The organism is Shewanella sp. LZH-2, assembly GCF_016859145.1.
Lineage (GTDB): Bacteria > Pseudomonadota > Gammaproteobacteria > Enterobacterales > Shewanellaceae > Shewanella > Shewanella xiamenensis.
The window spans coordinates 2,399,068-2,421,594 of the sequence record NZ_CP069350.1 but is presented as its reverse complement, the minus strand read 5'-3'; the positions used below and the strand labels follow the sequence as shown (position 1 = coordinate 2,421,594).

Below are 22,527 nucleotides of genomic sequence, written 5' to 3'. Positions count from 1 at the left end.
CTCATGCACTCAGTCGTTCAATCTGTTACCGACAGAATTATTGCCCGTAGCAAAGCATCTCGTGAAGCATACCTTGCTGCGTTAAAGGATGCCCGCAACCATGGCGTTCACCGTAGCTCGTTAAGCTGCGGTAACTTAGCCCACGGTTTTGCGGCTTGTAATCCCGATGATAAAAACGCATTACGTCAATTGACGAAAGCCAATATTGGGATTGTCACCGCATTCAACGATATGTTGTCAGCACATCAACCCTATGAAACGTATCCTGATTTATTGAAAAAGGCCTGTCAGGAAGTGGGTAGTGTTGCGCAGGTGGCCGGTGGTGTTCCCGCCATGTGTGACGGCGTGACTCAAGGTCAACCTGGGATGGAGCTGAGCTTACTGAGTCGTGAAGTGATTGCCATGGCAACCGCGGTTGGCTTATCCCACAATATGTTCGATGGCGCCTTACTCCTTGGTATTTGCGACAAAATCGTGCCCGGCTTATTGATTGGTGCGTTAAGTTTTGGCCATTTACCTATGCTGTTTGTGCCAGCAGGCCCGATGAAATCGGGTATTCCTAACAAGGAAAAAGCCCGTATTCGTCAGCAATTTGCCCAAGGTAAGGTCGATAGAGCACAGCTACTCGAAGCGGAAGCCCAGTCTTACCACAGTGCGGGTACTTGTACCTTTTATGGTACGGCTAACTCGAACCAACTGATGCTTGAAGTCATGGGCCTACAATTGCCTGGTTCATCTTTTGTGAATCCTGACGATCCGCTGCGTGAAGCCTTAAACAAAATGGCGGCTAAGCAAGTTTGTCGCTTAACCGAACTGGGCACTCAGTACACGCCTATTGGTGAAGTCGTTAACGAAAAATCGATAGTGAACGGCATTGTTGCATTGCTGGCGACCGGTGGTTCAACAAACTTAACCATGCATATCGTGGCGGCGGCGCGTGCAGCGGGCATTATCGTCAACTGGGATGACTTTTCTGAATTATCCGATGCGGTGCCATTGCTGGCCCGTGTTTATCCAAACGGTCACGCGGACATTAACCATTTCCACGCCGCGGGCGGGATGGCTTTCCTTATCAAGGAATTACTCGATGCGGGCTTACTGCACGAGGATGTCAACACAGTTGCAGGTTTTGGTCTACGTCGTTACACCCAAGAGCCCAAATTACTCGATGGCGAGCTGCGCTGGGTCGATGGTCCAACCGTCAGCTTAGATACCGAAGTATTAACCTCTGTCGCTACCCCTTTCCAAAACAACGGTGGTTTAAAGCTGCTCAAGGGTAACTTAGGCCGTGCAGTGATTAAAGTGTCTGCCGTTCAACCGCAGCACCGTGTGGTGGAAGCGCCCGCTGTGGTGATTGACGATCAAAACAAGCTCGATGCGTTATTTAAATCCGGCGCATTAGACCGAGATTGTGTGGTGGTGGTGAAAGGCCAAGGGCCGAAAGCCAACGGTATGCCAGAGCTGCATAAACTAACGCCGCTGCTAGGTTCACTACAGGATAAAGGCTTTAAAGTGGCGCTGATGACCGACGGTCGTATGTCGGGCGCATCGGGCAAAGTACCGGCGGCAATTCATTTAACCCCAGAAGCGATTGATGGTGGGTTAATTGCCAAGGTACAAGATGGCGATTTAATTCGTGTTGATGCGCTGACTGGCGAGCTGAGTTTATTAGTCTCAGACACCGTGCTTGCAGCCAGAACTGCCGCTGAAATTGATTTACGCCATTCTCGTTATGGCATGGGTCGTGAGTTATTTGGGGCACTGCGTTCAAACTTAAGCAGTCCAGAAACCGGTGCGCGTAGTACTAGCGCCATCGATGAACTTTACTAATACAAAGGAAGAATAACGCAATGCTTGAGAATAACTGGTCATTACAACCACAAGATATTTTTAAACGCAGCCCTATTGTTCCTGTTATGGTGATTAACAAGATTGAACATGCGGTGCCGTTAGCCAAAGCACTGGTCGCCGGTGGGATTAGCGTGTTAGAAGTGACATTACGCACGCCGTGTGCTCTTGAAGCGATCACCAAAATCGCTAAGGAAGTACCAGAGGCGCTAGTCGGCGCTGGGACTATTTTAAATGAAGCCCAGCTTGAGCAAGCGATTGCCGCTGGCGCGCAATTTATTATCACCCCTGGTGCAACAGTTGAACTGCTCAAAGCGGGTATGCAAGGACCTGTGCCGTTAATTCCAGGCGTTGCCAGTATTTCCGAAGTAATGACCGGGATGGCGCTTGGCTACACCCACTTTAAATTCTTTCCTGCTGAAGCGTCTGGTGGGGTGGATGCACTCAAGGCTTTCTCTGGCCCATTAGCCGATATCCGCTTCTGTCCAACAGGTGGTATTACCCCGAGCAGCTATAAAGATTACCTAGCGCTTAAAAATGTGGATTGTATTGGTGGCAGTTGGATTGCGCCTACTGATGCGATGGAGCAGGGTGATTGGGCTCGTATCACTCAGCTCTGTAAAGAGGCGATTGGCGGACTTTAATCCGTTATTGCACTGATTAAATTGTGAATAAAAAACCACCTTCGCGGTGGTTTTTTTATCGCTAAGTTAAAGGTTACATTTCTTTACTCAACTCCACGTTTGAGACAGCCTTAGGACTAAAGAGTTGTTGATAGAGCCGTCCGGCAAACTCGTCCGTCATCCCTGAAATATAATCGGCTAAGACTCTGTGACTGTTTAGACCCTGTTGTTCGCTTGCGCGCCAGCGCTCTTGAGTGTTAAGCGGTAACAGGCGCTCGGGATCGGAGGCAAATGCCTCAAATAATCCCATCACAATTTGTTGGCCTTTGTATTCAAGCATTTGGATCTCGGGTTTACGGATAACATATTTATACACTAGCTGTTTTAACACATTGAGCGCATGGGCAAACTCAACTTCAAGGCTGGCATTAAACCGCAGCAGGGGCTCTTCAAAAGCCGGATCATCGCTGATGATGATGGCTGTGACAAAGCCATTCACTAAGGTGCCTATGGCGTCTTTACGCAGATGATGCTCATGGGAGAACAGTTTATTGCCGATATCGGCCAACTCTTGGCGGATCCAAGGATCATTACTGTGCTCAAATGTTGGTGCCACATCTTGCTGCCATTGTGATGCCGTTACTATCCCCATGACGATGGCATCTTCGAGATCGTGTACTGCGTAGGCGATATCGTCCGCAAGTTCCATGATGGAACAATCGAAGGATTTATATTGGGTACGCAGGTGTGGATAGGTGGGCTGAATACTTGGCTGTACAGAGGTAAAGCGAGTTCTATCTGCCGCAGATAATGGCTCAAGCACCCAATCGAAGATGTCGTTATCATCGTCGAATATGCCTTTAACTGGCGGCCATTGTGACGGCTTAAGTTGCCTGTGATTGGTGATTTCGGGATGATTGCCTGCGACAAACAGGCGCGATTGTGGTGCGGGATATTTTAAAATTCCTAACATGGTTCTGCGGCACAGATTCATCCCAAAATCTAAGGTGTAGGGCTCGAGTTTAGAGAGAATACGAAATGTCTGGCCATTGCCTTCAAAGCCTCCGTGGTGGCGCATCATATAGTTGAGGGCAACTTCACCACCATGACCAAAGGGCGGATGGCCAATATCATGGGCAAGGCATAATGACTCAAGTAAACTCATTGAGTCTAATAAGGGCTTATGCTCGGGATATTTACGACTAAGCTGAGCGGCGATCCCCGTGCCGATTTGTGAGACTTCCAATGAGTGGGTTAAGCGTGTGCGATAGAAGTCATTCATGCCTACGCCAAGCACTTGGGTTTTTGCTTGCAGACGGCGAAATGCAGCAGAGTGGAGGATCCGCGCTCTGTCCCTTTGGTATGGGCTACGATGATCATTACGTCTTTGTTTATCTTCACCATGGCGGCGTTCTTGCCAAACACTTGCGGTCATATGCATTCCTAGCGGGAGTGGAACATCAGAGCATCTTGTTTATTTCGTCTAAATTCAAGGTAAAACTCGGCACAAAGCAATCCATAAAATATTTCACCGCAGGGTTAGGGTTGGACTCGAGCATGGCTTCAAGGCGTTTACGAGCGGTGTTAAATTCAGTGTTGCCAGCGCGATTTTCCTCTAAACACTTCAGGTAAGCACACAGGGTATCGGCTGATTTAACTATGGCTTTGTAGATTGGATCGGCGTTATCGCTGATAAACAGGCTGCGATAATCCTCTTTAAATTCATCAGGTACCATATCGAGCATGCGCTGCTCGGCAATGGCTTCAATTTTTTTATACTCAGCTTCAATTTCTTTATTGAAATACTTCACCGGAGTGGGTAGATCGCCAGTTAAGATCTCACTGGCATCATGGAATATAGCCAAACTGGTTGCTTGATGGGCATCGAGAGTCGTGCCAAATTTCTTATTACTGATGATGACTAAGGCGTGTGCCACCATGGCGACTTGCAGAGAGTGTTCCTGAACGTTTTCGGTGCGCACGTTGTACATTAAAGGCCAGCGCTGGATAAGTTTCATTCTGGCAAGGTGGGCAAATAAATGACTCATAAGGCTCCTTTAAATGAAGGCTAAAAGGCGCGTCACTCGACTCTGAAGATAAGTGAAAAGCAAAGTGCAAGTACGGCTATTGAGCGTAAGCCTAACACTTATCGCAAGGATAAGTGAGTGAAATAATGGCAGGATTTACAGAACAAATGTCCCGTCCTAAGATAGGTTGACAGTTTTTAGGCCAGCTCCCGTAGCTGGCCTTTTCTATTGTGCACCTGATTAGGGGTTGCCATATTCAAACTCAGATGCGGTCTCATATCGTTGTATATTGCTATCGATTCTCTAACAAGTATCTTCAGTTCCGCAAATGTCCTACATCGGTGCAGTAAAAACTCCTGCTTCAGTATGCCATTCACTCTTTCTGCTAATGCATTTTGGTAGCAATCATAACCATCCGTCATTGACGGCTGGATTTGGCTCGCCTGAAGCGCATTCTGATAAACGGCTGAGCAGTATTGTAAGCCTCTGTCTGAGTGATGCACTGCATTGCCGATATAGCGCTTATCTTTTATGGCCATTTTTAACGCTTTCACCACACTCTCGGCTTTCATGTCTTTACTCACGTGATGACCGACTATCTTACGCGAACTGGCATCGGTGACCAATGACAGGTAGTGCACACCTTGGTCTGACTCAAGATAGGTGATATCGCTGACCAGTACATGCTCTGCATCATGCAGTCCTTTCTCTTTCAGCAAATTAGGATGCTTCTTCATCCAGTGTTTGCTGAACGTGGTTTTTGTGTAGCTTTTCTTCGGTTTAACTAGCAAACCTTCACTTCTCAAATAGGTAAAGAACCCATCTCGCCCAAGTTTAATATCGTGCTCAACCAGCCTGGATTTTATCAACGTGTAGAGCTTACGGGCCCCTAACCTTGGCATATATTTACGCCAGTACTGAACCCAGTCTTTGATGACCGATAGCTCAGCTCTACGACTTTCCATTCGAGCAACTGCCTGATAAATACCTTGCCTCGACATACCCGCAGCACGACATGCGGCTGCGAGGTTTATTTCTCCGTTGCCTTTTGCTTGCCAGACGTACCGGATAAGTACTTTTTTCTGAGGCCTGCTCCATATTCATTGTCCATGATATCAACCATACCATTGAGGATTTTGTTACGCAGTTTCTCTTCTGCTAACTCACGTTCAAGGCGCTTAATAGTTTCGGCAGGGGTTTCTTTTGACTTAGGCATAAGGGGATGCTGAAAAGGTTTCGACCAATCGAGTCTACCATGTTTTCTAAGCCAAACGAGTACCGTTGAACGGCCTTGAATACCAAAACGGGCTTGGGCTTGTTTGTACGTCATTTCGCCTTTTTCAACACGCTCTACAACGCCTAATTTAAAGGCTAAGGTGTAATCTCGTTGTGTGCGCTTACGGCTTGAGTTAATTGATGTTGTCATAAAGAAGTCCTCTTTATGTCAACGTATTTCAGGACGGGACAAAATACAAAAATAAAGCGATCTTGTTGACCGCTTTATTGCCTAGGTTTGCTAAGTAACCGTGATGCTTAAACCCATTTATTGTTTATAGGCTTCTAAGAAGTTACCAAATTCAGTTAATGCCTTCGTTAGATCTTCTTTATAGGGTAAAAACACCACACGGAGATGATCAGGTTCCGGCCAATTAAAGGCCGTGCCGTGCACTAATAGGATTTTTTTATCCCTTAATAAATCGAGTACTAGGCGTTCATCATCCCTGAGATTGAACTTTTTCATATCCAATTTGGGGAAAGCATAGAGTGCGCCCTTAGGCTTTTTCACGCTCACGCCTGGGATTTGATTCAACAGCTCGTAACAGGCATCCCTTTGGACTGTGAGGCGGCCATTAGGCAGTATCAGCTCGTTAATACTTTGATAGCCACCGAGTGCGGTTTGAATCGCATGTTGATTGGGCACGTTGGCACACAGGCGCATCGAGGAGAGCATCTCTAACCCTTCGATATAACTCTTTGCAGCCTTAAGATTGCCAGACAACATCATCCAACCAACACGAAAGCCAGCAGCGCGATAAGCCTTAGATAGCCCATTGAAGGTAACCGTTAAAATATCGTCCGACAGACTAGCCGCAGGAATATGCTTGGCTTCGTCGTATAAAATTTTGTCGTAAATTTCATCAGCAAATAAAATCAGGTTGTGTTCACGGCAAAGCTCGATAACTTGCAGCAGTAATTCTTTGCTGTAAACCGCACCCGTAGGATTATTCGGGTTGATTAGTACAATACCACGGGTGCGAGAAGATATTTTGCTCTTAATATCATCAAGATCGGGAAACCAATCCGCTTCTTCATCACAGCGATAATGTACGGCTTTACCGCCGGCTAAGTTAGCTGCGGCGGTCCACAGTGGGTAATCGGGTGAAGGGATCAGTACTTCATCAGCGGTGTTCAATAAGCCCTGCATGGCCATCATGATCAGTTCTGACACGCCGTTACCAATATAGACATCTTCGATATCAACGCCATAGATACCCTGCGCTTGATAATGCTGCACGATCGCCTTGCGGGCTGAGAATAATCCTTTTGATTCACAGTAGCCCTGGGCACTCGGGAGATTAAGGATCACATCGCGCACAATTTCTTCTGGTGCTTCAAAACCGAAGGGAGCAGGGTTACCAATATTGAGTTTGAGGATCCTGTGGCCTTCGTCTTCTAAACGTCTGGCTTCCTTGTGCACTGGGCCGCGGATGTCGTAGCAAACAGTATCCAGCTTATTGGATTTGATGATAGGGCGCATTTACACCTCGAAACATGCAGTTAATTTTGGCTTAAGTTTGTGCACCATAACGAAATTATCTGGTTTAAGGAAGGGGCATTGAGCACAAATATCATGTTTTTTTTATTAAACGTACTAGTTAAATATGCTTTAACCTGGCATTAAATAAATTTATACAAGTTATATATGTCGTTATTGTGTCTAATTTTGATTTTTTATACTGCATCTTGTTATGGGGTTAGCCTTTGTACCTATCAATTAGGCTGCATTGGCTCATGCACTCTGTTTTACTACAACCGTATTACCCTAGGGGCAAGATGTTAGTAAAAATGTTAATCAGTGTTTGCTTAACTGCTGATTTATCACAGTTGATTTAAGTTAATGTCGCATTATCCTGCATTCGGTAATTTTTCGATATTTAGGCAGATTAACTGAATGCTTATTAAGCATTTAGGTTGAAATAAAAAATTCATCACACTCTAGTTATTTTGTTTAAAATCAAGTTGATAAATCGTTTTTTAATTCAAGATGAAAAATTATTTAGCGCTAGCATAAATTTATAGTTGACTCGATATTCGATGCGCTTTATTTTCTGCGCGATGTTTTCGGCAGGGCACCTAAGATAACAAGCTTTTAGCAGGTTTTATCAGCGGAGTTAGTCATCATGAAGCAGCAATATTGGCGTCCGTTATCGAGGTGATTTCAGGCGCTGTTCTAAAAACTTTTGCCTTTTAGGCGACTTATTTAGAGGACCTAAGTGCATGTCTGAACCGACAGCGTTAAGTCTTATTCCACCTTTGGTGGTATTGGTGTTGGCCGTTTGGTTACGCCGCCCCATTTTATCTTTGATCATTGGTGCGGTAACGGGTTTTTTGTTACTTGATCCAACGCAAGTTTTAAATAATTTTGCAAGTACTTCATTAAAAGTCATGGCCGATGAAACTATCGGTTGGTTGATTTTGGTGTGTGGCTGTTTTGGTGCCTTGATTGCACTGTTAGTACGTACTGGCGGTGCTTTGGCATTTGGTCGAAATGCATTGAAATTTGCAAAAGGGCCAAGATCTTCCCTGTTTATGACCTTTATTCTGGGGATTGTGATTTTTATTGATGACTATCTGAATGCGCTAACTGTGGGTGAAACCATGAAGCGTGTAACGGATAAGTTTAAAGTCTCCCGCGAAATGCTGGCTTATGTGGTGGATTCCACAGCGGCTCCTGTGTGTGTATTAGTTCCGCTCTCCACGTGGGCGGTGTTTTTTGGTGGCTTACTGGTCGATAACGGGGTGGCCGCTGAAGGTCAGGGTATTAGCGTCTACATGCAAGCTATACCCTATATGCTTTATGCTTGGTTAGCCGTCGCGATGGTATTACTGGTTGCATTGGGCGTGGTTCCTGCTATTGGCCCGATGAAAAAAGCTGAGCTGCGCGCAGCAAAAGGCGAGCCCGCTGAAGCGCAAGTCGATTTAGACCAAGTGCAAACCTCTGATGAATATGCCATCGCGGCAATTGAAGAAGAGTTTAAGCATGCTGACAATCAAGGCAAATTGCATAACTTTTTAGTGCCAATTTTATTACTGGTTGCTTTTACCGTTTATTTTGATATCGACGTGTGGAAAGGGTTATTAGCGACGCTGGTTATCACGCTCCCTTACTATGCAGTTCAGCGTTTGATGCCACTGTCAGAAATGATGGATCAGATGATTGATGGTTTTAAGAGCATGTTGCCAGCTATTGGTACTGTCATTGCGGCATTTGTGTTTAAAGATGTGTGTGATGCGCTATTACTGCCACAGTACGTGATTGAATCTTTAAGCCCATTTATGACGCCTAAGCTGTTACCTGCCGTGGTATTCCTATCAATGGCGATTTTGGCCTTTGCGACGGGTTCTAGTTGGGGAATTTTTGCAGTAACCATCCCAATTGTGATGCCACTGGCGCAATCGGTGGGTGCGGATATTCCATTAGTGATTGGTGCGCTGTTGTCGGCTTCTTCTTTTGGTAGCCAAGCGTGTTTCTACTCTGATTCAACCGTTTTAGCTGCCCAAGGCTCGGGTTGTAACTTAGTAAGCCATGCGGTGACTCAGCTACCTTATGCGTTAATTGCCGCGGTTATTGCATTCTTTGGCTTTATCCTGATTGCTTAATACGTGACTTAATACATGACTTAATACATAAAAAACCAGCTTCGGCTGGTTTTTTTATGCACGAATGTTAATTGTAGCTTTGTGCTAACCGCTAGTTTATGGATGAATCACTTGAGTTCGTTTGTTACAAAATCTGAAGTAGGATTTAAAGGGATGGTAAGAAATGCAAAAAGGCGCCGATGCGCCTTTTTGTGAGGGGAGATCAAGATGAATGTTAATCTTAGTCTATTTGGACTGATTCGAAGACTTATCTGGATTTTGCGTTTCGTTACCATCGGCTTCGTGTGGAGGCTGAGTCATGTCGGATTTTAGTTGTTTCTCTTTATCGTGCTGACCAAACTGTGGCAGTTTGAATTTTGCACTGTATTTCAGTGCTGCAAGATTACTGGCAATCACACCTACCACCAAAATTATAATGATCCACACTTCTAAGCTCGACATAACAACTCCTTATTGAGCAACGCCCTGATTAATCAACGGCTAAGCGTTGCTCACACTTACGAATATCTTCTGGCGTGTCAACTTCGATTGAGTCAAAGGCGCTGATGGCGACTTTGATCTTATGGCCATGTTCTAGGGCGCGTAGCTGCTCTAACTTTTCAAGATCTTCAAGGCGGCCTAATGGCAGGGCGGCGAAGGCTTGCACGAATCTACGGGTGTAAGCATACACACCTAAGTGCTTGTAAACTGGATAATCTTTGGTATCGCGACCGAAGGGAATACGCGCGCGGGAGAAATACAGCGCGTAGTAGTCGTTATCGAACACCATCTTCACATGCATAGGATCGTCGAGCTCGGCCTTGTTGACAATTTCATAGCCGAGGGTCGCCATTTCAAACTCGCCTGGATGACGTTCGAAGAGGCTGATCACTTGCTCGATGGAAGTCGGGTCGATTAGGGGTTGGTCGCCCTGAAGGTTGATGACCAGATCGTCATCCTTTAAACCTAATTGGTTAATCGCATCATTGATACGGTCTGTGCCCGATGCCGCATCAGGGCTGGTCATGACCACTTTGCCGCCAAAACCTTCTACGGCGCTTTTAATACGCTCATCATCGGTTGCAACGTAAATATTGGTGAGGCCTTTGGCTAACGACGCGCGTTCATACACGTGTTGGATCATCGGCTTGCCGTTAATCGGGGCTAAGGGCTTGCCCGGGAAGCGGCTTGAACCATAACGCGCCGGGATTAACAGAGTCACATTCATTAAATTTTATCCTACTTTATCAGAGATATGCAGTGTAGATAGACAAAAGGGCTCACAATGAGCCCTTGTCATCTGCTTGAGAGCTTAAATGCGACGGAACAGGGCAGTCAACATTTCGTCAGTGACTTTCTCTTCCCATGTTGGGCCGTACACGTTTGCCCATAATGGACCCATGCTCTTAGTCACGGCAACCATTTTCGCGATGGTTTCATCTGGTAGATCTTTACAGATGTTCTTCGGCAGAGTGATGTTGTGTTTCTTCATCATCTGACGGAACTCTGCCACGCCTTCTGGGTAGAATTCTTCTAACACGTCAAAGGCGATACAGTTACCGATACCATGATGGTAGCCGAGGATGTAAGACAGACCATAGGATACCGCGTGGCATGCACCTACTTGGCTGTAAGCGATACTCATACCGCCCATAAATGACGCCATCATCAGCTTGTCGTCTTTTTCTGGGTGATCTTCTAAGTATACTTGGCGGCAAAGCTCCATGGCTTTTTCGGCATAGGCTTTAGAGAATTCGTTTAAGAAGGTACCTTCTAAGGATTCCACACAGTGGATATAGCAATCCATACCGGTGTAGAACCACTGGTCAGTTTCAACGCCATCGATTAACTCTGAGTCCATGATGATTTGGTCGAACACTGTATAATCTGAGTTCAGACCCAGTTTACGCACTGGACCACACAATACTGCGGTGCGTGACGCTTCAGCACCGGTACCAGAAATTGTTGGAATACCAATGTGGTGTACTGCTGGGTTTTTGATTAAATCCCAACCTTGGTATATGGCTGAGCCGCCTGGGTTGGTCAGCATTAGCGATACCGCTTTTGCCACGTCCATGGTTGAACCGCCACCTAAACCAACGACGCTCACTGGCAGTTTGCTATTGAAAGCTTGCACTTGTTCGGTCAGGGCATCGATTTGAATCGTGCTTGGCTCTTCATCAACGTTAACCCAAATCAGTAAGTCTTGGCCTTTGACTGGGATGCGTGCTTCGAGTGGTTTGCCTTGGTGAACGTCATCGACTAAAAATACCACGAAGTCATCGTCGGTTTTACGCTGTGCAGCTAAGACGTCGTCTAACTGAGCGAAAGAGCCACGACCGAAGATCATCTTTTCAACTACTTTAAAATTTTTAAAACTCATTGCAAAAACTCCCGTTTAATTATTGGGCAAATGCTTTCTTAATGTTTTCAATACGCTCGGCAATCTGAGCATCGGTCCAAGACAATTTAATGAGCATAGAAATAGTGCGGCTCATAATGGCATCAGATTTCGGCACAGAAATTTGAGTATAGTCAGGTCGGTCGGCGATTAATGTGATTGGTAACGCAGCAGGGGCCTTAAGCTCCTGAATGTGTTTCCAGTTTTTCAGATAATGCCAGTTGTTCACGTACCAGTAGAAGCAGCCATCTACACCATTTGCAGCTAATTTCTTGCTGATCTCTTGGGTACGGGCTTCTGTTGGTAACATAAAGCTTAAGAAGCCAGCTGAATCACCCTCTGGATCGGGGATTTCGCGGAAGCTGACTTCAGGAATGCTCGCCATAGCTTCTTTAATGGCTTTTTTGTTTTTACGTTGAATGTCGATAATGGTATCGAGTTTACGTAACTGGGCTAACCCTAAGGCCGCATTCATTTCAGAGATACGGAAATTCAGACCCATAATCGGGTGTGACTCGGCGCCACGGTCTTTACCAATATGGTCATGGCCGTGATCGGAGAACTGGTGCGCGTTATCGTAGATTTCAGTGTTATTGGTGATCACCGCGCCGCCTTCACCACAGGTGATGGTTTTAACAGAATCGAAAGAGTAACAACCTACATCACCGATAGTACCGAGGGCTTGGCCCTTGTAGCTGCCGCCAATGGCTTGGCAAGCATCTTCTAACAATACTAAGTTGTGCTTTTTACAAATGGCTTTGATTTCGTCCATCTTGGCCATAGAGCCACACATGTGTACTAAGTTTACCGCTTTAGTACGTGGAGTAATTGCCGCTTCAATGCCTTCTGGTGATAAACACAGGGTTTCGTCGATTTCGGCAAAAATCGGTACTGCACCGGCCATGAAAATCGCTTCTACAGACGCTACGAAGGTAAAAGGTGGCACGATAACCTCATCGCCAGCGCCAATGCCCGCGGCCATCATCGCCGTTTGCAGCGCGGCGGTACCGCTTGATAACAGATGAGCATGCTTAACATTCATTTTCTCGCAGAGCAGTTGCTCCATATCGCGAGTCTTCCAGCGATCATTACGCATATGGTCGAAGTTATAACGGAAGGTAAAGCCGTGCTCCATCACATCGGCAACTTCTTGTTTTTCTTCTGGACCAAATAATTCAAAACCGGGCATGGAAGGTATCTCCTTAGAATTTGTGGCGCATGGTCGCGCTGCAATTAACTGGCGGATTATAACTGGGCTAAAGATCCCTTGCGATGTTTTCTTGATGAAAATAAGGTCATGTTGAGATTTCGCGCTTAGTTTTTGCTCACTTAGCAATACTTGATGAATGAAATGATAAATGTTGTCTAACGCGATGAAGTGAAATGGTCTCCTTGAGATAGATTTTGGTTATTTCTCGTAAATGAATAGTGAGTATTTGCCTTTAGGGCGTAAAACCAAAAACCTGCACAGTGGCAGGTTTTTGTGGTGTAACCTTGTCATGCAATCTCGGTGTTAATCTCAATCGCAGTATGAGCATTTACACGACTTGTGCACGGTCTACCGTAACATCAAGATCCGTTAATAGACCATTATCGATACCGTAAATCCACCCATGGACAGCCAGTTCTTGGCCGCGAGACCAGGCTTCTTGCACGATAGTACTACTGGTGACATTGGAAACCTGTTCAATCACATTGAGCTCACACAGGCGATCAAAACGTTTGGCTTCATCCATTTGCATTAATTCATCATGATGTAGGCGATAGACATCGCGCAAATGGCCGAGCCAGTTATCAATCAAACCCAATCGCTGATTACCCATTGCGGCACGTACACCACCGCAGCCGTAGTGACCGACGACCATAATATGTTTCACTTTAAGCACATCGATGGCGTATTGCAGTACTGACAGGCAGTTAAGATCGGTATGGATCACCATATTGGCTATATTGCGGTGAACAAAGACTTCGCCAGGCATTAAATCGATGATTTGGTTAGAAGGAACTCGGCTGTCGGAACAACCAATCCAGAGATATTCAGGGTTTTGCTGTTTTGCCAGTTGTTCAAAAAAATCAGGGTGTTCTTGACTGATGCGTCCGGCCCAACGGCGGTTATTATCGAATAAGGGTTTGAGTAGTTTCATTTTAACCTATTGTTTTATAGACATATTAAAATGTCTTTTGCCCTAAATGATGCAAGCCGCATCTTTTTTGCGATTGAGTATACCAGCAAAATCGTGGCCTCTGGTCTATCCAATTAAGTTTAAACTCAGGTTTGAACGTGACTTAATTCCATCAACAGTTAAATAATTTGGTCTAATGCTTTGAATCTTTAGGGATAAAATTTATTTAGCCTGCGTCTAAGAGCTCAATGTTACTGTTGGCAAATGAGGTAACGCGGGAATGAATGGGGAAATCTGTTATTGCGCATGGTGCAATCACGCAGAACTTTTCGTTTAACTTAGGCCGGGGTTGTATATCTATATGATTTAAATGTTTAATGTAAAAATTCGATGCCTTCTTATTGAAAGAAGGCATCAATAGGTACAATCAGGTTAATCCCTAAAACTTACCTACAACTTTGACATTGGGCGTCACTTCTGCTGCATCCACAAAGCCGATCATATTTGGATTGGCGGCGACGAGAGTAAGAATCTCAGCACTGGATTCGACTACTTTAGGCGGTTGTCCTTGTCCAGAAAATACGAGTTTTGACCAATAGGCTTTTAACTGACTTTCTGTTTTATTGAGGATTTGTTTTACAAAGGCTTCCCTGACAGGTGAGCCTTCCGCTTGATCGAGTGCGACAATCGTGCCTCCTGTCGAAAAGGTTTTAAGCTTTCCCGAATAAATTCTTGAAATATCGGCAGCTGATATCTCTGCACTGTTCGAAGGGTGAACGATTACGGCGATTTCCGCTTGAGCCCATTGACTGAGCAATAGGAGTGCACACAAGCTGATTGGCTTGACGATGTATTTAGCAATGTGAGGTAAATTCATAAATGACTCCTTAGAAAACAAGATCAACAGCCATGCTTAAGAGTTGTTCGTCGGAGGTCGGCTTATCATTACTGTAATTGGTGTATTCCAGTTTTAGCGCCGCAGAGGGATGAAAATCCCAGCGGGTTCCGATGATGTAATAGGAACTATCCTCTTGTTGTGCTTCTAATGCGGCTTTCGTTCCCATCACTAATGGCGCGAGAGCTGCTTGATTGGCCGGTGGTAGGGCGTTGTAGACAGGCAACATTGCATCATAGGCATTATATTGTGGGTCACCTTTATCAATGCCATAGGTTAAATGGAAGGTAAAATCATGGTAACGAACACCCGCTGAAACAAAGGCAGAATCTTGAATATTAAAACTGCTAGGGTCGACGTCTATTCGGGTGTATTCCGCTAATATAAACCACTTTCCTGCGTCATATTTGACGTTAGCGCCAATAAGTAAGGCACTATCCTCTATCGCTAATAAGTCATTTACAACTTGATCATCGAATAAACCTGTTTGGGAAATGGCTTCACCCAAACCAAGTAGTGCTGGCAGTTCATATGAGAAATCCGTGACTATCCCTACATTTAAACCGTACTCAAATCCAGCGGTGCTAAAATTGAAGTTCATAATATGGCCCTTGGCGGAAAAGGGCGCTGGGGGCGTTGATGAACCGACAGGCGCATAGTCAGACACCGATGTCGTAATATATTTATAGGTTAAGCCAACTTCAGTATTGCCCCATAAATCTGAATAAACTAAACCAACGCCTTCGCCAGAATTAAAGGGGAGCGAATAGACTCCCCTTGGTGGCGTTATCCAATGGTAGGCATAGCCAACATCGATATAATCGGAATATTTGTAAAGATTAAATCGTTGTCTTCCAGCCATTAGCATCAACTTATCGCTAATGTCATAGGAAATATAAGCCCATTCAAACTCTGCACTATAATCGTCACTGCCACGGGAGAGGACTTGTGCGGTTGCTCGTAAGCCGCTCCCTAAATCTGCGGAAAATTGTAATGCGACTTTGGAGTCATTATTAAAGTCGATTTCTTTATCATAACCGTAGTAACTTTTATCATCGGATAAACTTGAGCCAGCAACAATGGAGGCAAAGCCGTTTATTTCAACATTCGCGTAAAGGGATGGAATATAGAGTGCGGTCAACACACCTAATGCAACTGTACTTTTTCTCATGTTAGGAAACCTTTTTGAGGGAATACAGTTTAAAGGTAGTTGAATTTTTGGTGTTTTCACGATTTTGCAACATTTTTAAGGGCAGTTAACAAATCGATGTTTGTTAAGCCTCAAGTGGGATAGCACTCCAAGATTATTGGAAAAGGTTTCGAGTAATAGGCAAAAGACTCATTCTTATTGAGGGTTCTAGAATATGAATCTGTTAGAGCATGGGTGACATGCTCTAACCATCATGGTGCGTATTAAGCGTATTGGCTGAGAAATGCTAATAATTGCTGATTAACAAATTCGGCTTGTTCTAGACTTGAAATATGGCCAGCATTTGGAATATGCACTAATTGGCTGCCATTGATGGCATCACTCATCAAATAACTTTCTAAAACACTGCGCGCCTTGTCTTCTACACCCACCATGATTAAGCAAGGTAAGGTAAATTGTTCGGCAAATTCTAGGGTATCGCGCCGACCAAAAATAATCCGTCCAAGTTTTACTATGTCGGGAATGCGTTCTGGCGTTAGCGCAGCTAAGTCGCTTTCAAAACGTTGCACTAATTCGGGATTATTCGTTTTGGCATTATCTGCAAAAAACAGCGGTGAAATTGCATTGATAAGTGCTGGCGGAATACTGCCAGCGGTTTGGATCATGTCTAACATCCCAAAATATTTGGCACGGGTGATTTCTGGCTCAAAACCAATAAAACTGTCGAGCATCACCAGTGCATTGACGCGCGCGGGGGCTTTAAGCACGAGCTCGGCGCCCCACATGGCGCCAACGGACAAACCGATGAGGGAAAATGTCTCAAGTTCGAGGGCGTCCATCAGGGCTAACATATGCTCACTAATGTCTAACAGACTATGGCAGTTTTCCGGTACGGTGCCAGATTGGCCGTGTCCCCAGAGATCGGGGACGATACAGCGGTAGCTTTTGCTTAAGAGCGCAATTTGTGGCGCCCACATGGCGCTGTCCCACAGGTAGCTGTGGCCAAATAACAGGGCAGGGCCTGTGCCGATATCAAGGTAACTAAGTTGGCTACCCGCGATGCTAATTTGTTGTCTGTATGATGATAAATCCATAAAACCTACTTAATCTATAAAACCAAAAACGGGAAGGGACGTCGGCTAAAACGTGCAGAAAAAGCTATTAAGGCTGCGCAATCCGATGTACATATTCCGCTACTAACTCGGGTAAACGCCGGATCACGGCGTCTTTTAGCAACATATCGCTCTGCTGGATAACCTGCGCTAAGGCCTGAACCTCAAATTGGGGTAACAGGGTTTGAGACACGGGGAAATAGCTAATATGCCAAGGCTCTGCACTTACCGCGCTTTGGCCTTTCTGGAACGGAAAATAAAACCCAAAATCCTTGGCATTAGCCACTAGCCACTGGTGCAAGTGGGCGCAGGGGCCGCCGTCACGGTATTCGGCGTCCACCAGACGCAGGGATTTGACCTCAATTTGCTCGGCATCAAATACATCGATATCCGTTCCCCAATGGTGACGCGAAGCACCAGGCAGTGCCGACCAGAGTAAGATCAAATCGACTAACTCATCATTGCTGAGCGGCGCGATATCCGCGGGCTGCTCATTGATATCCAGGACCACTCGTTTACCGCTGGCCTTGGCATTCCAAATGGCGAGTTGCCGATCGAAGGGGCGATAGGCAGAGCAAATCGCCAGCTTAATACCGTCTTTGGCGGCACTGTCGGCCATTGCCTGAAAGGCAAGGGCGGTTTGTGATTCCAACTTAAACCGCGTTTCTCGCTGATGATAGGGGCTGAGTAACTCAACGAACACTAAGTCGCTCATTGAGTCAGAGTCTACATCCGCTGTTAAACCTGTCTCTCCCCTTGGCTCTAGACCATAGAGCAGGGCTTTTTTTGCCGTGATTGCCATGGTGTTTAACACAGTAATTGTTCCAAAATCACTTCGTAACACAGCGCTAATTGCTCTAGATCGTCTACCTTCACGCACTCGTTCACTTTATGGATGGTGGCGTTCACAGGACCTAGTTCCAACACTTTGGCGCCCGTTGGCGCAATAAAGCGCCCATCGGAGGTGCCGCCGGTGGTTTGTGGATCGGTATCATAGCCCGTGACTTGACGAATAGCATGGCGGGTCGCGTCTAATAGTGGGCCTTCGCCGGTTAAAAAGGGTAAGCCATTGAAAGTCCAACTAATGTCATAATCCAGTTCGTGGGCGGTTAATAAGGCTTCCACACGCTCGATGAGTATCTCGGCGGTCACTTCGGTGGAATAGCGGAAGTTAAACATCACCTCCAAGGCGCCTGGGATCACGTTCGATGCGCCCGTACCGCCGTTAATGTTGGCGATTTGCATGCTGGTGGGCGGGAAGAATTCGTTGCCATTATCCCAATGGGTTTGGCTTAACTCGGCTAAAAAGGGGGCGGCTTTGTGGATAGGGTTATCCGCAAGGTGCGGATAGGCCACATGGCCTTGAATACCTTTAACGGTTAAGTTGGCGGTGAGACTACCACGGCGGCCATTTTTAACCACATCACCGAGTTTTAAGGTCGACGAGGGTTCACCCACCAATGCCCAAGTGATTTTTTCATTACGGGCTTCTAGGGTGTCGATAACCCGTGTGGTGCCATTGATAAAGGGGCCTTCTTCATCGCTGGTGATCAAAAACGCAATCGAGCCGGGATGATTTGGGTGCTTAGCCACAAAACGTTCGGTCGCAACGATCATCGCCGCCAGCGAGCCTTTCATGTCGGCGGCGCCGCGACCATAAAGATAACCGTCGATAATGGTTGGCTCAAAAGGCGGGGTATGCCAGCGGCTTAAATCGCCCGCGGGCACTACATCGGTATGGCCGGCAAAACAAAATACGGGGCCTGCATTACCGCGACGCGCCCACATATTGGTGGTGTCTTCAAAGACCATGGGCTCAATATTAAAGCCAATGGCGGCAAGACGTTCGGCCATCAGGGTTTGGCAGCCTTCATCCAGCGGTGTGACCGAGGGACGGGCGATTAACTCTTTAGTCAGTTCGGTAACCGGCCCAGTTTTCGAAGCGTGCGTCATAGGGAAAACACCTTCTTATATTCAGTGTCGTTAAAGCCCACCAGAACTTGTTCACCCACGGTGAGCACAGGGCGCTTGATCAGCGTCGGATGAGTGAGCATCAGTTGAATGGCTTTGGCTTGGTCGATATCCGCTTTATCGGCATCACTCAAGGCGCGAAAACTGGTACTGCGTTTATTAAAGACGGTTTCCCATCCGGCAATTTGACACCAATGCTGAAGATCCTTTTCTGCTAATCCATCTTCCCTAAAGTCATGGAAGTTGACCGAAAGTTGATGGGTTTCAATCCATTTACGTGCTTTACGCACAGTATCGCAATTTTTAATACCAAAAAGGGTCAAGATGATGCTCCTATCGAGGGGCGCCGTTGGCACGCATTGATTTTGCTCGCATTGTGGCATTGTGCGCTGGATGCTACAAGGGGATATTGCCTAGGGCATGTTGAGAATAAGGTAAGATAGCCGCAAAGATTTGATAGGTGGTCGATGTAGGTAAAAGTGAAATATTTGATGTTAATTTGGGTATCAGTATGCAAATAAAAAGCCGAGCAAATATGCTCGGCTTTGTCTTTGGAAATGTTTTTAATTAAAAGTTCATTTCCAGAGCGAGGTAATACTCACGGCCTACTACGTTGTAGTAAGAACGTGGATAATGTGGCCACGATGACTGGGTTTGATCAATCTCAGGGCCCGCATCAAACAAGTTGTTGATGCCGGTTGAGATTTTTAGTGCATCGTTGACAAGATAACTTGCTGACCAGTTCACTTCAACATGGCTGTCTATCGTTACGCTGTAATCTGCGTCCAGACCATTTTCGACGAAGTAATCCATGCGATCGCCATTCATGCTGTCAGTGTATTTGAACAATAAGTTAGTCGCAAAATCGTTATAGCTCCAACCTAAGTTCAAGTTACCGCGGATTTTAGGCGCTGAACCTTCACCATCAATAAGATCTAATGCCTCTGAATCTGGGGTTAATTGCTCTTCCCATTTCAGTAAGTAGGTGCCTTCTAAGCGGGCGGTTAAATCACCTAAGTTGGCAGTTTCATAGCGATAACCGATAGAGAAGTCGATACCAGAGGTTTTTTGTGATGACATGTTAATCGCTTGGGTATTCACCTGAATTAACTTGCCATTCGCATCACGTATAATTTTGTCTGTAAATGCATCTGAATGATCCAGAATATATTGGGCGCTAGGATCATTCACTAGGTTATCGATTTCAACAATCCAGTAATCTAATGTCAGATTGAGATCGTTGTAATCCCATACCATACCAAGGTTATAGTTTTTACCTGTTTCAGCTTCTAACTCAGGGTTAGCACCAATGGTAATTGGCAAGGATTCGATCTTATCGCAAGCAGGACCAGGGCCAGAGGCTTCACAAGTAGGAGTATCAATCACAGTACTATAGGCTGACGTGGGTTCTCCAAATAAACGCTGCATATCTGGAGCACGGAAAGTCTCTGCATATAGACCACGTAGCAGTAAGCTGTCGATAGGACGGTATTCTACAGCCACTTGAGGACTGAATTGACCACCCACATCTGATTCGTCATCGTAATAGTCGTAACGGCCAGCTAAGGTCACTGTGAGGTTTTCAATCACAGGAACAGCCACTTCAGCGTAGCTAGCATATTGTTCACGTTCACCTTGAGCGCTGCTACCGCCTTTACCCATGACACCGCCGTTAGTGGTAAAGCTATCGGATTTGTCATAAAACCATTCTTTGCCATATTCGATACCAGCAGCATAAGCTACGGCGCCTGCTGGTAATTCAAAGACTTCGCCACTAATACCGGCGTTAAAGCTTGATAGGGTTGATTGACCTTTTTTACCACCTTGATAATCCAGCATGGCGGCATCTTCATTGGAAATAACATCCAATAGAGAATGACCATTGGTTCCTTCGGTCAAATAATCCCACATACTTTGGTAAGTTGGTGAGCCCGTTGTGGTGGATTCTACAGTTTGGCGGGCAATAGACCAAGATGTGTCATATTCGATGCCTTCAGTCAGATAACCTTTACCACCGATCAAGAACGAGAAGTTATTGGTTTCAAAATCGGAAGTACGTGGACCTAACTCTGACATACGACGAGTGTAGAAATATTCTCCGTCGGCTGCGCTGGCAAAATCACCGCCAAAGGCTGATGATTTTTTGAAGGTTTGTGAGAGGCCTTTTGACTTGTTGTAGATAGTGACATCATCGCCAACTACTTTATATTTAAAGTCATCACCGACAGTTGCTGACTCAATTTCGGTAAAAGTTGAGGCATGTGTATAGTCAATTCGAGAGTAGAGCTGATGGTCATCATTCAGTTCTTTGGTGAGGTTCACCATAGTTGAATAGCGTTTTTGTTCTGGAGAGAAATCCCGTTGTGGCGAGCGATCAAAACCGCAGCGACCATTGGACATCACTTGATAACCACGTGCCTCACATTCTGCAGCAGATAAGGTTTTAAACAGTTTATTATCGCTGGTGACAATGTTCGCACCATATGAGCTGTAAGCCGCATAAGGGTTGCCCGGAACGATATCTGTTCCCCATTCTGGGCGATCTGTTCCTTTTAAGGCTTGACGATCTTCGTATTCGGCGAAGAAAGTTAGGTTCGCTTTATCGCTGCTTACGCCCGTCATAAAGGAGAATTGGTTGTTTTGTAAGCCACCATCAACGGTATCGGAGAAGCGATATTTCAAGGTGCTTTGCTCAACATCTTTTTTCAAGATAATGTTGATAACGCCGCCCATGGCATCCGAACCGTAAATGGCTGATGCACCTGTGGTTAAGATCTCAATGCGTTCAATCGCTCCTAACGGAATGTTTGCGGTATCGACAAAACTATCTGTACCACCGGCCCCAAAAGGATATTTAGGTACGCGTTTACCATTGATGAGGGTGAGAACGCGTCCAGCGCCAACACCACGAAGATTTACAGCAGATGCAGCTGGGGTGAAACCATGCACTTCTTGCTGAGTCATGGAGCCGCCAGAGTTTTGCGATAGGTTACCTAAAACATCTTGGACTGAGTTAAACCCGCCTTTTTCAATGTCGGCTGCACTGACAACCACTACAGGTGAAGCATTCTCAAGATCGGTACGCTTAATACGTGAACCAGTTACTTCGATACGCTCAACTTTATCCTCGGCAACCGCGGTTTCATCAGCTGCGAAAACCAATGGTGATAAAGATGTTGATACTAAAGCAAGTAAACTAAAACGAACCGCACGTGCAACGGTTGTTTGCGTAATCATATTTTCATTCCCTTAACAATGCCGTGATGATCAGGAAGGGTTTCATCAAGGCTTATATTTTATGTGCAACTGCCCTCCATAGTCGGAAAACTATCATTAACAACTTTAATATCAACAGCTTAATTGTTTGTTTTATGTTAATCGTATGTTGCTAATGTAAACTTGCAGAAGCTAATTAAGGTTGGCTTGAAGTAATAAGATGCGGTGCTGCATGTGAAAAAGGCTAGATTGTATCGCAATGTAACGTAACATCATCTTTACAATGTCAATCTTTAGGCTG

The 22,527-nt window shown here is 45.7% G+C and carries 19 protein-coding genes; 3 read left to right on the top strand and 16 right to left on the bottom strand.

The window, feature by feature from the left end:
* The first annotated feature begins 3 nt into the window (after positions 1–3).
* A complete protein-coding gene (gene edd, locus JM642_RS10770; RefSeq protein WP_203431765.1) occupies positions 4–1,830 on the top strand; it encodes a phosphogluconate dehydratase in 1,827 nt (608 codons plus the stop codon).
* A gap of 20 nt (positions 1,831–1,850) precedes the next feature.
* Positions 1,851–2,492, top strand: a complete 642-nt coding sequence (locus JM642_RS10765) for a bifunctional 4-hydroxy-2-oxoglutarate aldolase/2-dehydro-3-deoxy-phosphogluconate aldolase (RefSeq protein ID WP_037418729.1) — start codon at positions 1,851–1,853, stop codon at positions 2,490–2,492.
* Positions 2,493–2,565: 73 nt separating this feature from the next.
* On the opposite strand, the gene JM642_RS10760 is transcribed toward JM642_RS10765, so the two are convergent.
* The 4 genes from JM642_RS10760 to JM642_RS10745 form a co-directional block, all read right to left on the bottom strand.
* Positions 2,566–3,906 (bottom strand): anti-phage deoxyguanosine triphosphatase, encoded by a 1,341-nt coding sequence (locus tag JM642_RS10760; protein WP_203431764.1) that lies wholly within the window; start codon positions 3,904–3,906, stop codon positions 2,566–2,568.
* Between the two features lie 25 nt (positions 3,907–3,931).
* Positions 3,932–4,519: a 5'-deoxynucleotidase gene (gene yfbR, locus JM642_RS10755; RefSeq protein WP_037430288.1), complete on the bottom strand. Its 588-nt coding sequence runs from the start codon at positions 4,517–4,519 to the stop codon at positions 3,932–3,934.
* Between the two features lie 176 nt (positions 4,520–4,695).
* A protein-coding gene (locus JM642_RS10750) for an IS3-like element ISShes2 family transposase (protein WP_152978900.1) occupies positions 4,696–5,924 on the bottom strand; the annotation gives its coding sequence in 2 pieces (ribosomal slippage) (positions 4,696–5,573 and positions 5,573–5,924; 1,230 coding nt in all).
* Between the two features lie 117 nt (positions 5,925–6,041).
* The gene (locus JM642_RS10745) at positions 6,042–7,256 is read right to left on the bottom strand and encodes a pyridoxal phosphate-dependent aminotransferase (protein WP_037418735.1); all 1,215 of its coding nucleotides are present in this window, start codon (positions 7,254–7,256) and stop codon (positions 6,042–6,044) included.
* Between the two features lie 740 nt (positions 7,257–7,996).
* On the opposite strand from JM642_RS10745, the gene JM642_RS10740 reads away from it, so the two are divergent.
* Positions 7,997–9,379, top strand: a complete 1,383-nt coding sequence (locus tag JM642_RS10740; RefSeq protein WP_037418738.1) for a Na+/H+ antiporter NhaC family protein — start codon at positions 7,997–7,999, stop codon at positions 9,377–9,379.
* 225 nt (positions 9,380–9,604) lie between these two features.
* On the opposite strand, the gene JM642_RS10735 is transcribed toward JM642_RS10740, so the two are convergent.
* From JM642_RS10735 to JM642_RS10680, 12 genes are all read right to left on the bottom strand, one after another.
* Positions 9,605–9,820 (bottom strand): DUF2897 family protein, encoded by a 216-nt coding sequence (locus JM642_RS10735; RefSeq protein ID WP_037418741.1) that lies wholly within the window; start codon positions 9,818–9,820, stop codon positions 9,605–9,607.
* 28 nt (positions 9,821–9,848) lie between these two features.
* A complete protein-coding gene (gene kdsB, locus JM642_RS10730; RefSeq protein WP_011622622.1) occupies positions 9,849–10,586 on the bottom strand; it encodes an 8-amino-3,8-dideoxy-manno-octulosonate cytidylyltransferase KdsB in 738 nt (245 codons plus the stop codon).
* Between the two features lie 84 nt (positions 10,587–10,670).
* Positions 10,671–11,741 carry a 3-deoxy-alpha-D-manno-octulosonate 8-oxidase KdnB gene (kdnB, locus tag JM642_RS10725; RefSeq protein ID WP_203431763.1) on the bottom strand — a complete coding sequence of 357 codons (1,071 nt, stop codon included), beginning with the start codon at positions 11,739–11,741 and terminating at the stop codon, positions 10,671–10,673.
* Positions 11,742–11,760: 19 nt separating this feature from the next.
* Entirely contained in the window at positions 11,761–12,948 is a 1,188-nt protein-coding gene (kdnA, locus tag JM642_RS10720; protein WP_037418748.1) for an 8-amino-3,8-dideoxy-alpha-D-manno-octulosonate transaminase KdnA, read from the bottom strand.
* A 349-nt stretch (positions 12,949–13,297) separates the two neighbouring features.
* Positions 13,298–13,903 carry a carbonate dehydratase gene (gene can / locus JM642_RS10715; protein WP_037418751.1) on the bottom strand — a complete coding sequence of 202 codons (606 nt, stop codon included), beginning with the start codon at positions 13,901–13,903 and terminating at the stop codon, positions 13,298–13,300.
* 418 nt (positions 13,904–14,321) lie between these two features.
* Entirely contained in the window at positions 14,322–14,759 is a 438-nt protein-coding gene (locus JM642_RS10710; RefSeq protein WP_203431762.1) for a substrate-binding domain-containing protein, read from the bottom strand.
* 10 nt (positions 14,760–14,769) lie between these two features.
* Positions 14,770–15,948 (bottom strand): porin, encoded by a 1,179-nt coding sequence (locus JM642_RS10705; protein ID WP_203431761.1) that lies wholly within the window; start codon positions 15,946–15,948, stop codon positions 14,770–14,772.
* Positions 15,949–16,190: 242 nt separating this feature from the next.
* Positions 16,191–17,021, bottom strand: a complete 831-nt coding sequence (locus tag JM642_RS10700) for an alpha/beta hydrolase (protein ID WP_144345004.1) — start codon at positions 17,019–17,021, stop codon at positions 16,191–16,193.
* 67 nt (positions 17,022–17,088) lie between these two features.
* Positions 17,089–17,754, bottom strand: coding sequence for a M15 family metallopeptidase (locus JM642_RS10695; RefSeq protein WP_224022160.1), 666 nt, complete (start codon positions 17,752–17,754; stop codon positions 17,089–17,091).
* Between the two features lie 92 nt (positions 17,755–17,846).
* Positions 17,847–18,992 carry a succinyl-diaminopimelate desuccinylase gene (dapE, locus tag JM642_RS10690; protein ID WP_203431760.1) on the bottom strand — a complete coding sequence of 382 codons (1,146 nt, stop codon included), beginning with the start codon at positions 18,990–18,992 and terminating at the stop codon, positions 17,847–17,849.
* Positions 18,989–19,393 (bottom strand): ArsC family reductase, encoded by a 405-nt coding sequence (locus JM642_RS10685; protein ID WP_203431759.1) that lies wholly within the window; start codon positions 19,391–19,393, stop codon positions 18,989–18,991. The genes dapE and JM642_RS10685 overlap by 4 nt, the downstream gene beginning before the upstream one ends.
* A 184-nt stretch (positions 19,394–19,577) precedes the next feature.
* On the bottom strand, positions 19,578–22,247 hold the full coding sequence (locus JM642_RS10680) for a TonB-dependent receptor (protein ID WP_037430297.1): 2,670 nt from the start codon (positions 22,245–22,247) through the stop codon (positions 19,578–19,580).
* Between the last annotated feature and the right edge of the window lie 280 nt (positions 22,248–22,527).

Bases quoted from the DNA above. Each gene is read 5' to 3' on its own strand.
- JM642_RS10745 (WP_037418735.1), bottom strand. From the start codon at position 7,256: ATGCGCCCTATCATCAAATCCAATAAGCTGGATACTGTTTGCTACGAC.
- edd (WP_203431765.1), top strand. From the start codon at position 4: ATGCACTCAGTCGTTCAATCTGTTACCGACAGAATTATTGCCCGTAGC.
- kdsB (WP_011622622.1), bottom strand. From the start codon at position 10,586: ATGAATGTGACTCTGTTAATCCCGGCGCGTTATGGTTCAAGCCGCTTC.
- JM642_RS10705 (WP_203431761.1), bottom strand. From the start codon at position 15,948: ATGAGAAAAAGTACAGTTGCATTAGGTGTGTTGACCGCACTCTATATT.
- JM642_RS10760 (WP_203431764.1), bottom strand. From the start codon at position 3,906: ATGACCGCAAGTGTTTGGCAAGAACGCCGCCATGGTGAAGATAAACAA.
- JM642_RS10680 (WP_037430297.1), bottom strand. From the start codon at position 22,247: ATGATTACGCAAACAACCGTTGCACGTGCGGTTCGTTTTAGTTTACTT.
- JM642_RS10700 (WP_144345004.1), bottom strand. From the start codon at position 17,021: ATGGATTTATCATCATACAGACAACAAATTAGCATCGCGGGTAGCCAA.
- can (WP_037418751.1), bottom strand. From the start codon at position 13,903: ATGAAACTACTCAAACCCTTATTCGATAATAACCGCCGTTGGGCCGGA.
- JM642_RS10765 (WP_037418729.1), top strand. From the start codon at position 1,851: ATGCTTGAGAATAACTGGTCATTACAACCACAAGATATTTTTAAACGC.
- yfbR (WP_037430288.1), bottom strand. From the start codon at position 4,519: ATGAGTCATTTATTTGCCCACCTTGCCAGAATGAAACTTATCCAGCGC.
- dapE (WP_203431760.1), bottom strand. From the start codon at position 18,992: ATGACGCACGCTTCGAAAACTGGGCCGGTTACCGAACTGACTAAAGAG.
- JM642_RS10710 (WP_203431762.1), bottom strand. From the start codon at position 14,759: ATGAATTTACCTCACATTGCTAAATACATCGTCAAGCCAATCAGCTTG.
- JM642_RS10735 (WP_037418741.1), bottom strand. From the start codon at position 9,820: ATGTCGAGCTTAGAAGTGTGGATCATTATAATTTTGGTGGTAGGTGTG.
- kdnA (WP_037418748.1), bottom strand. From the start codon at position 12,948: ATGCCCGGTTTTGAATTATTTGGTCCAGAAGAAAAACAAGAAGTTGCC.
- JM642_RS10685 (WP_203431759.1), bottom strand. From the start codon at position 19,393: ATGCCACAATGCGAGCAAAATCAATGCGTGCCAACGGCGCCCCTCGAT.
- JM642_RS10695 (WP_224022160.1), bottom strand. From the start codon at position 17,754: ATGAGCGACTTAGTGTTCGTTGAGTTACTCAGCCCCTATCATCAGCGA.
- JM642_RS10740 (WP_037418738.1), top strand. From the start codon at position 7,997: ATGTCTGAACCGACAGCGTTAAGTCTTATTCCACCTTTGGTGGTATTG.
- kdnB (WP_203431763.1), bottom strand. From the start codon at position 11,741: ATGAGTTTTAAAAATTTTAAAGTAGTTGAAAAGATGATCTTCGGTCGT.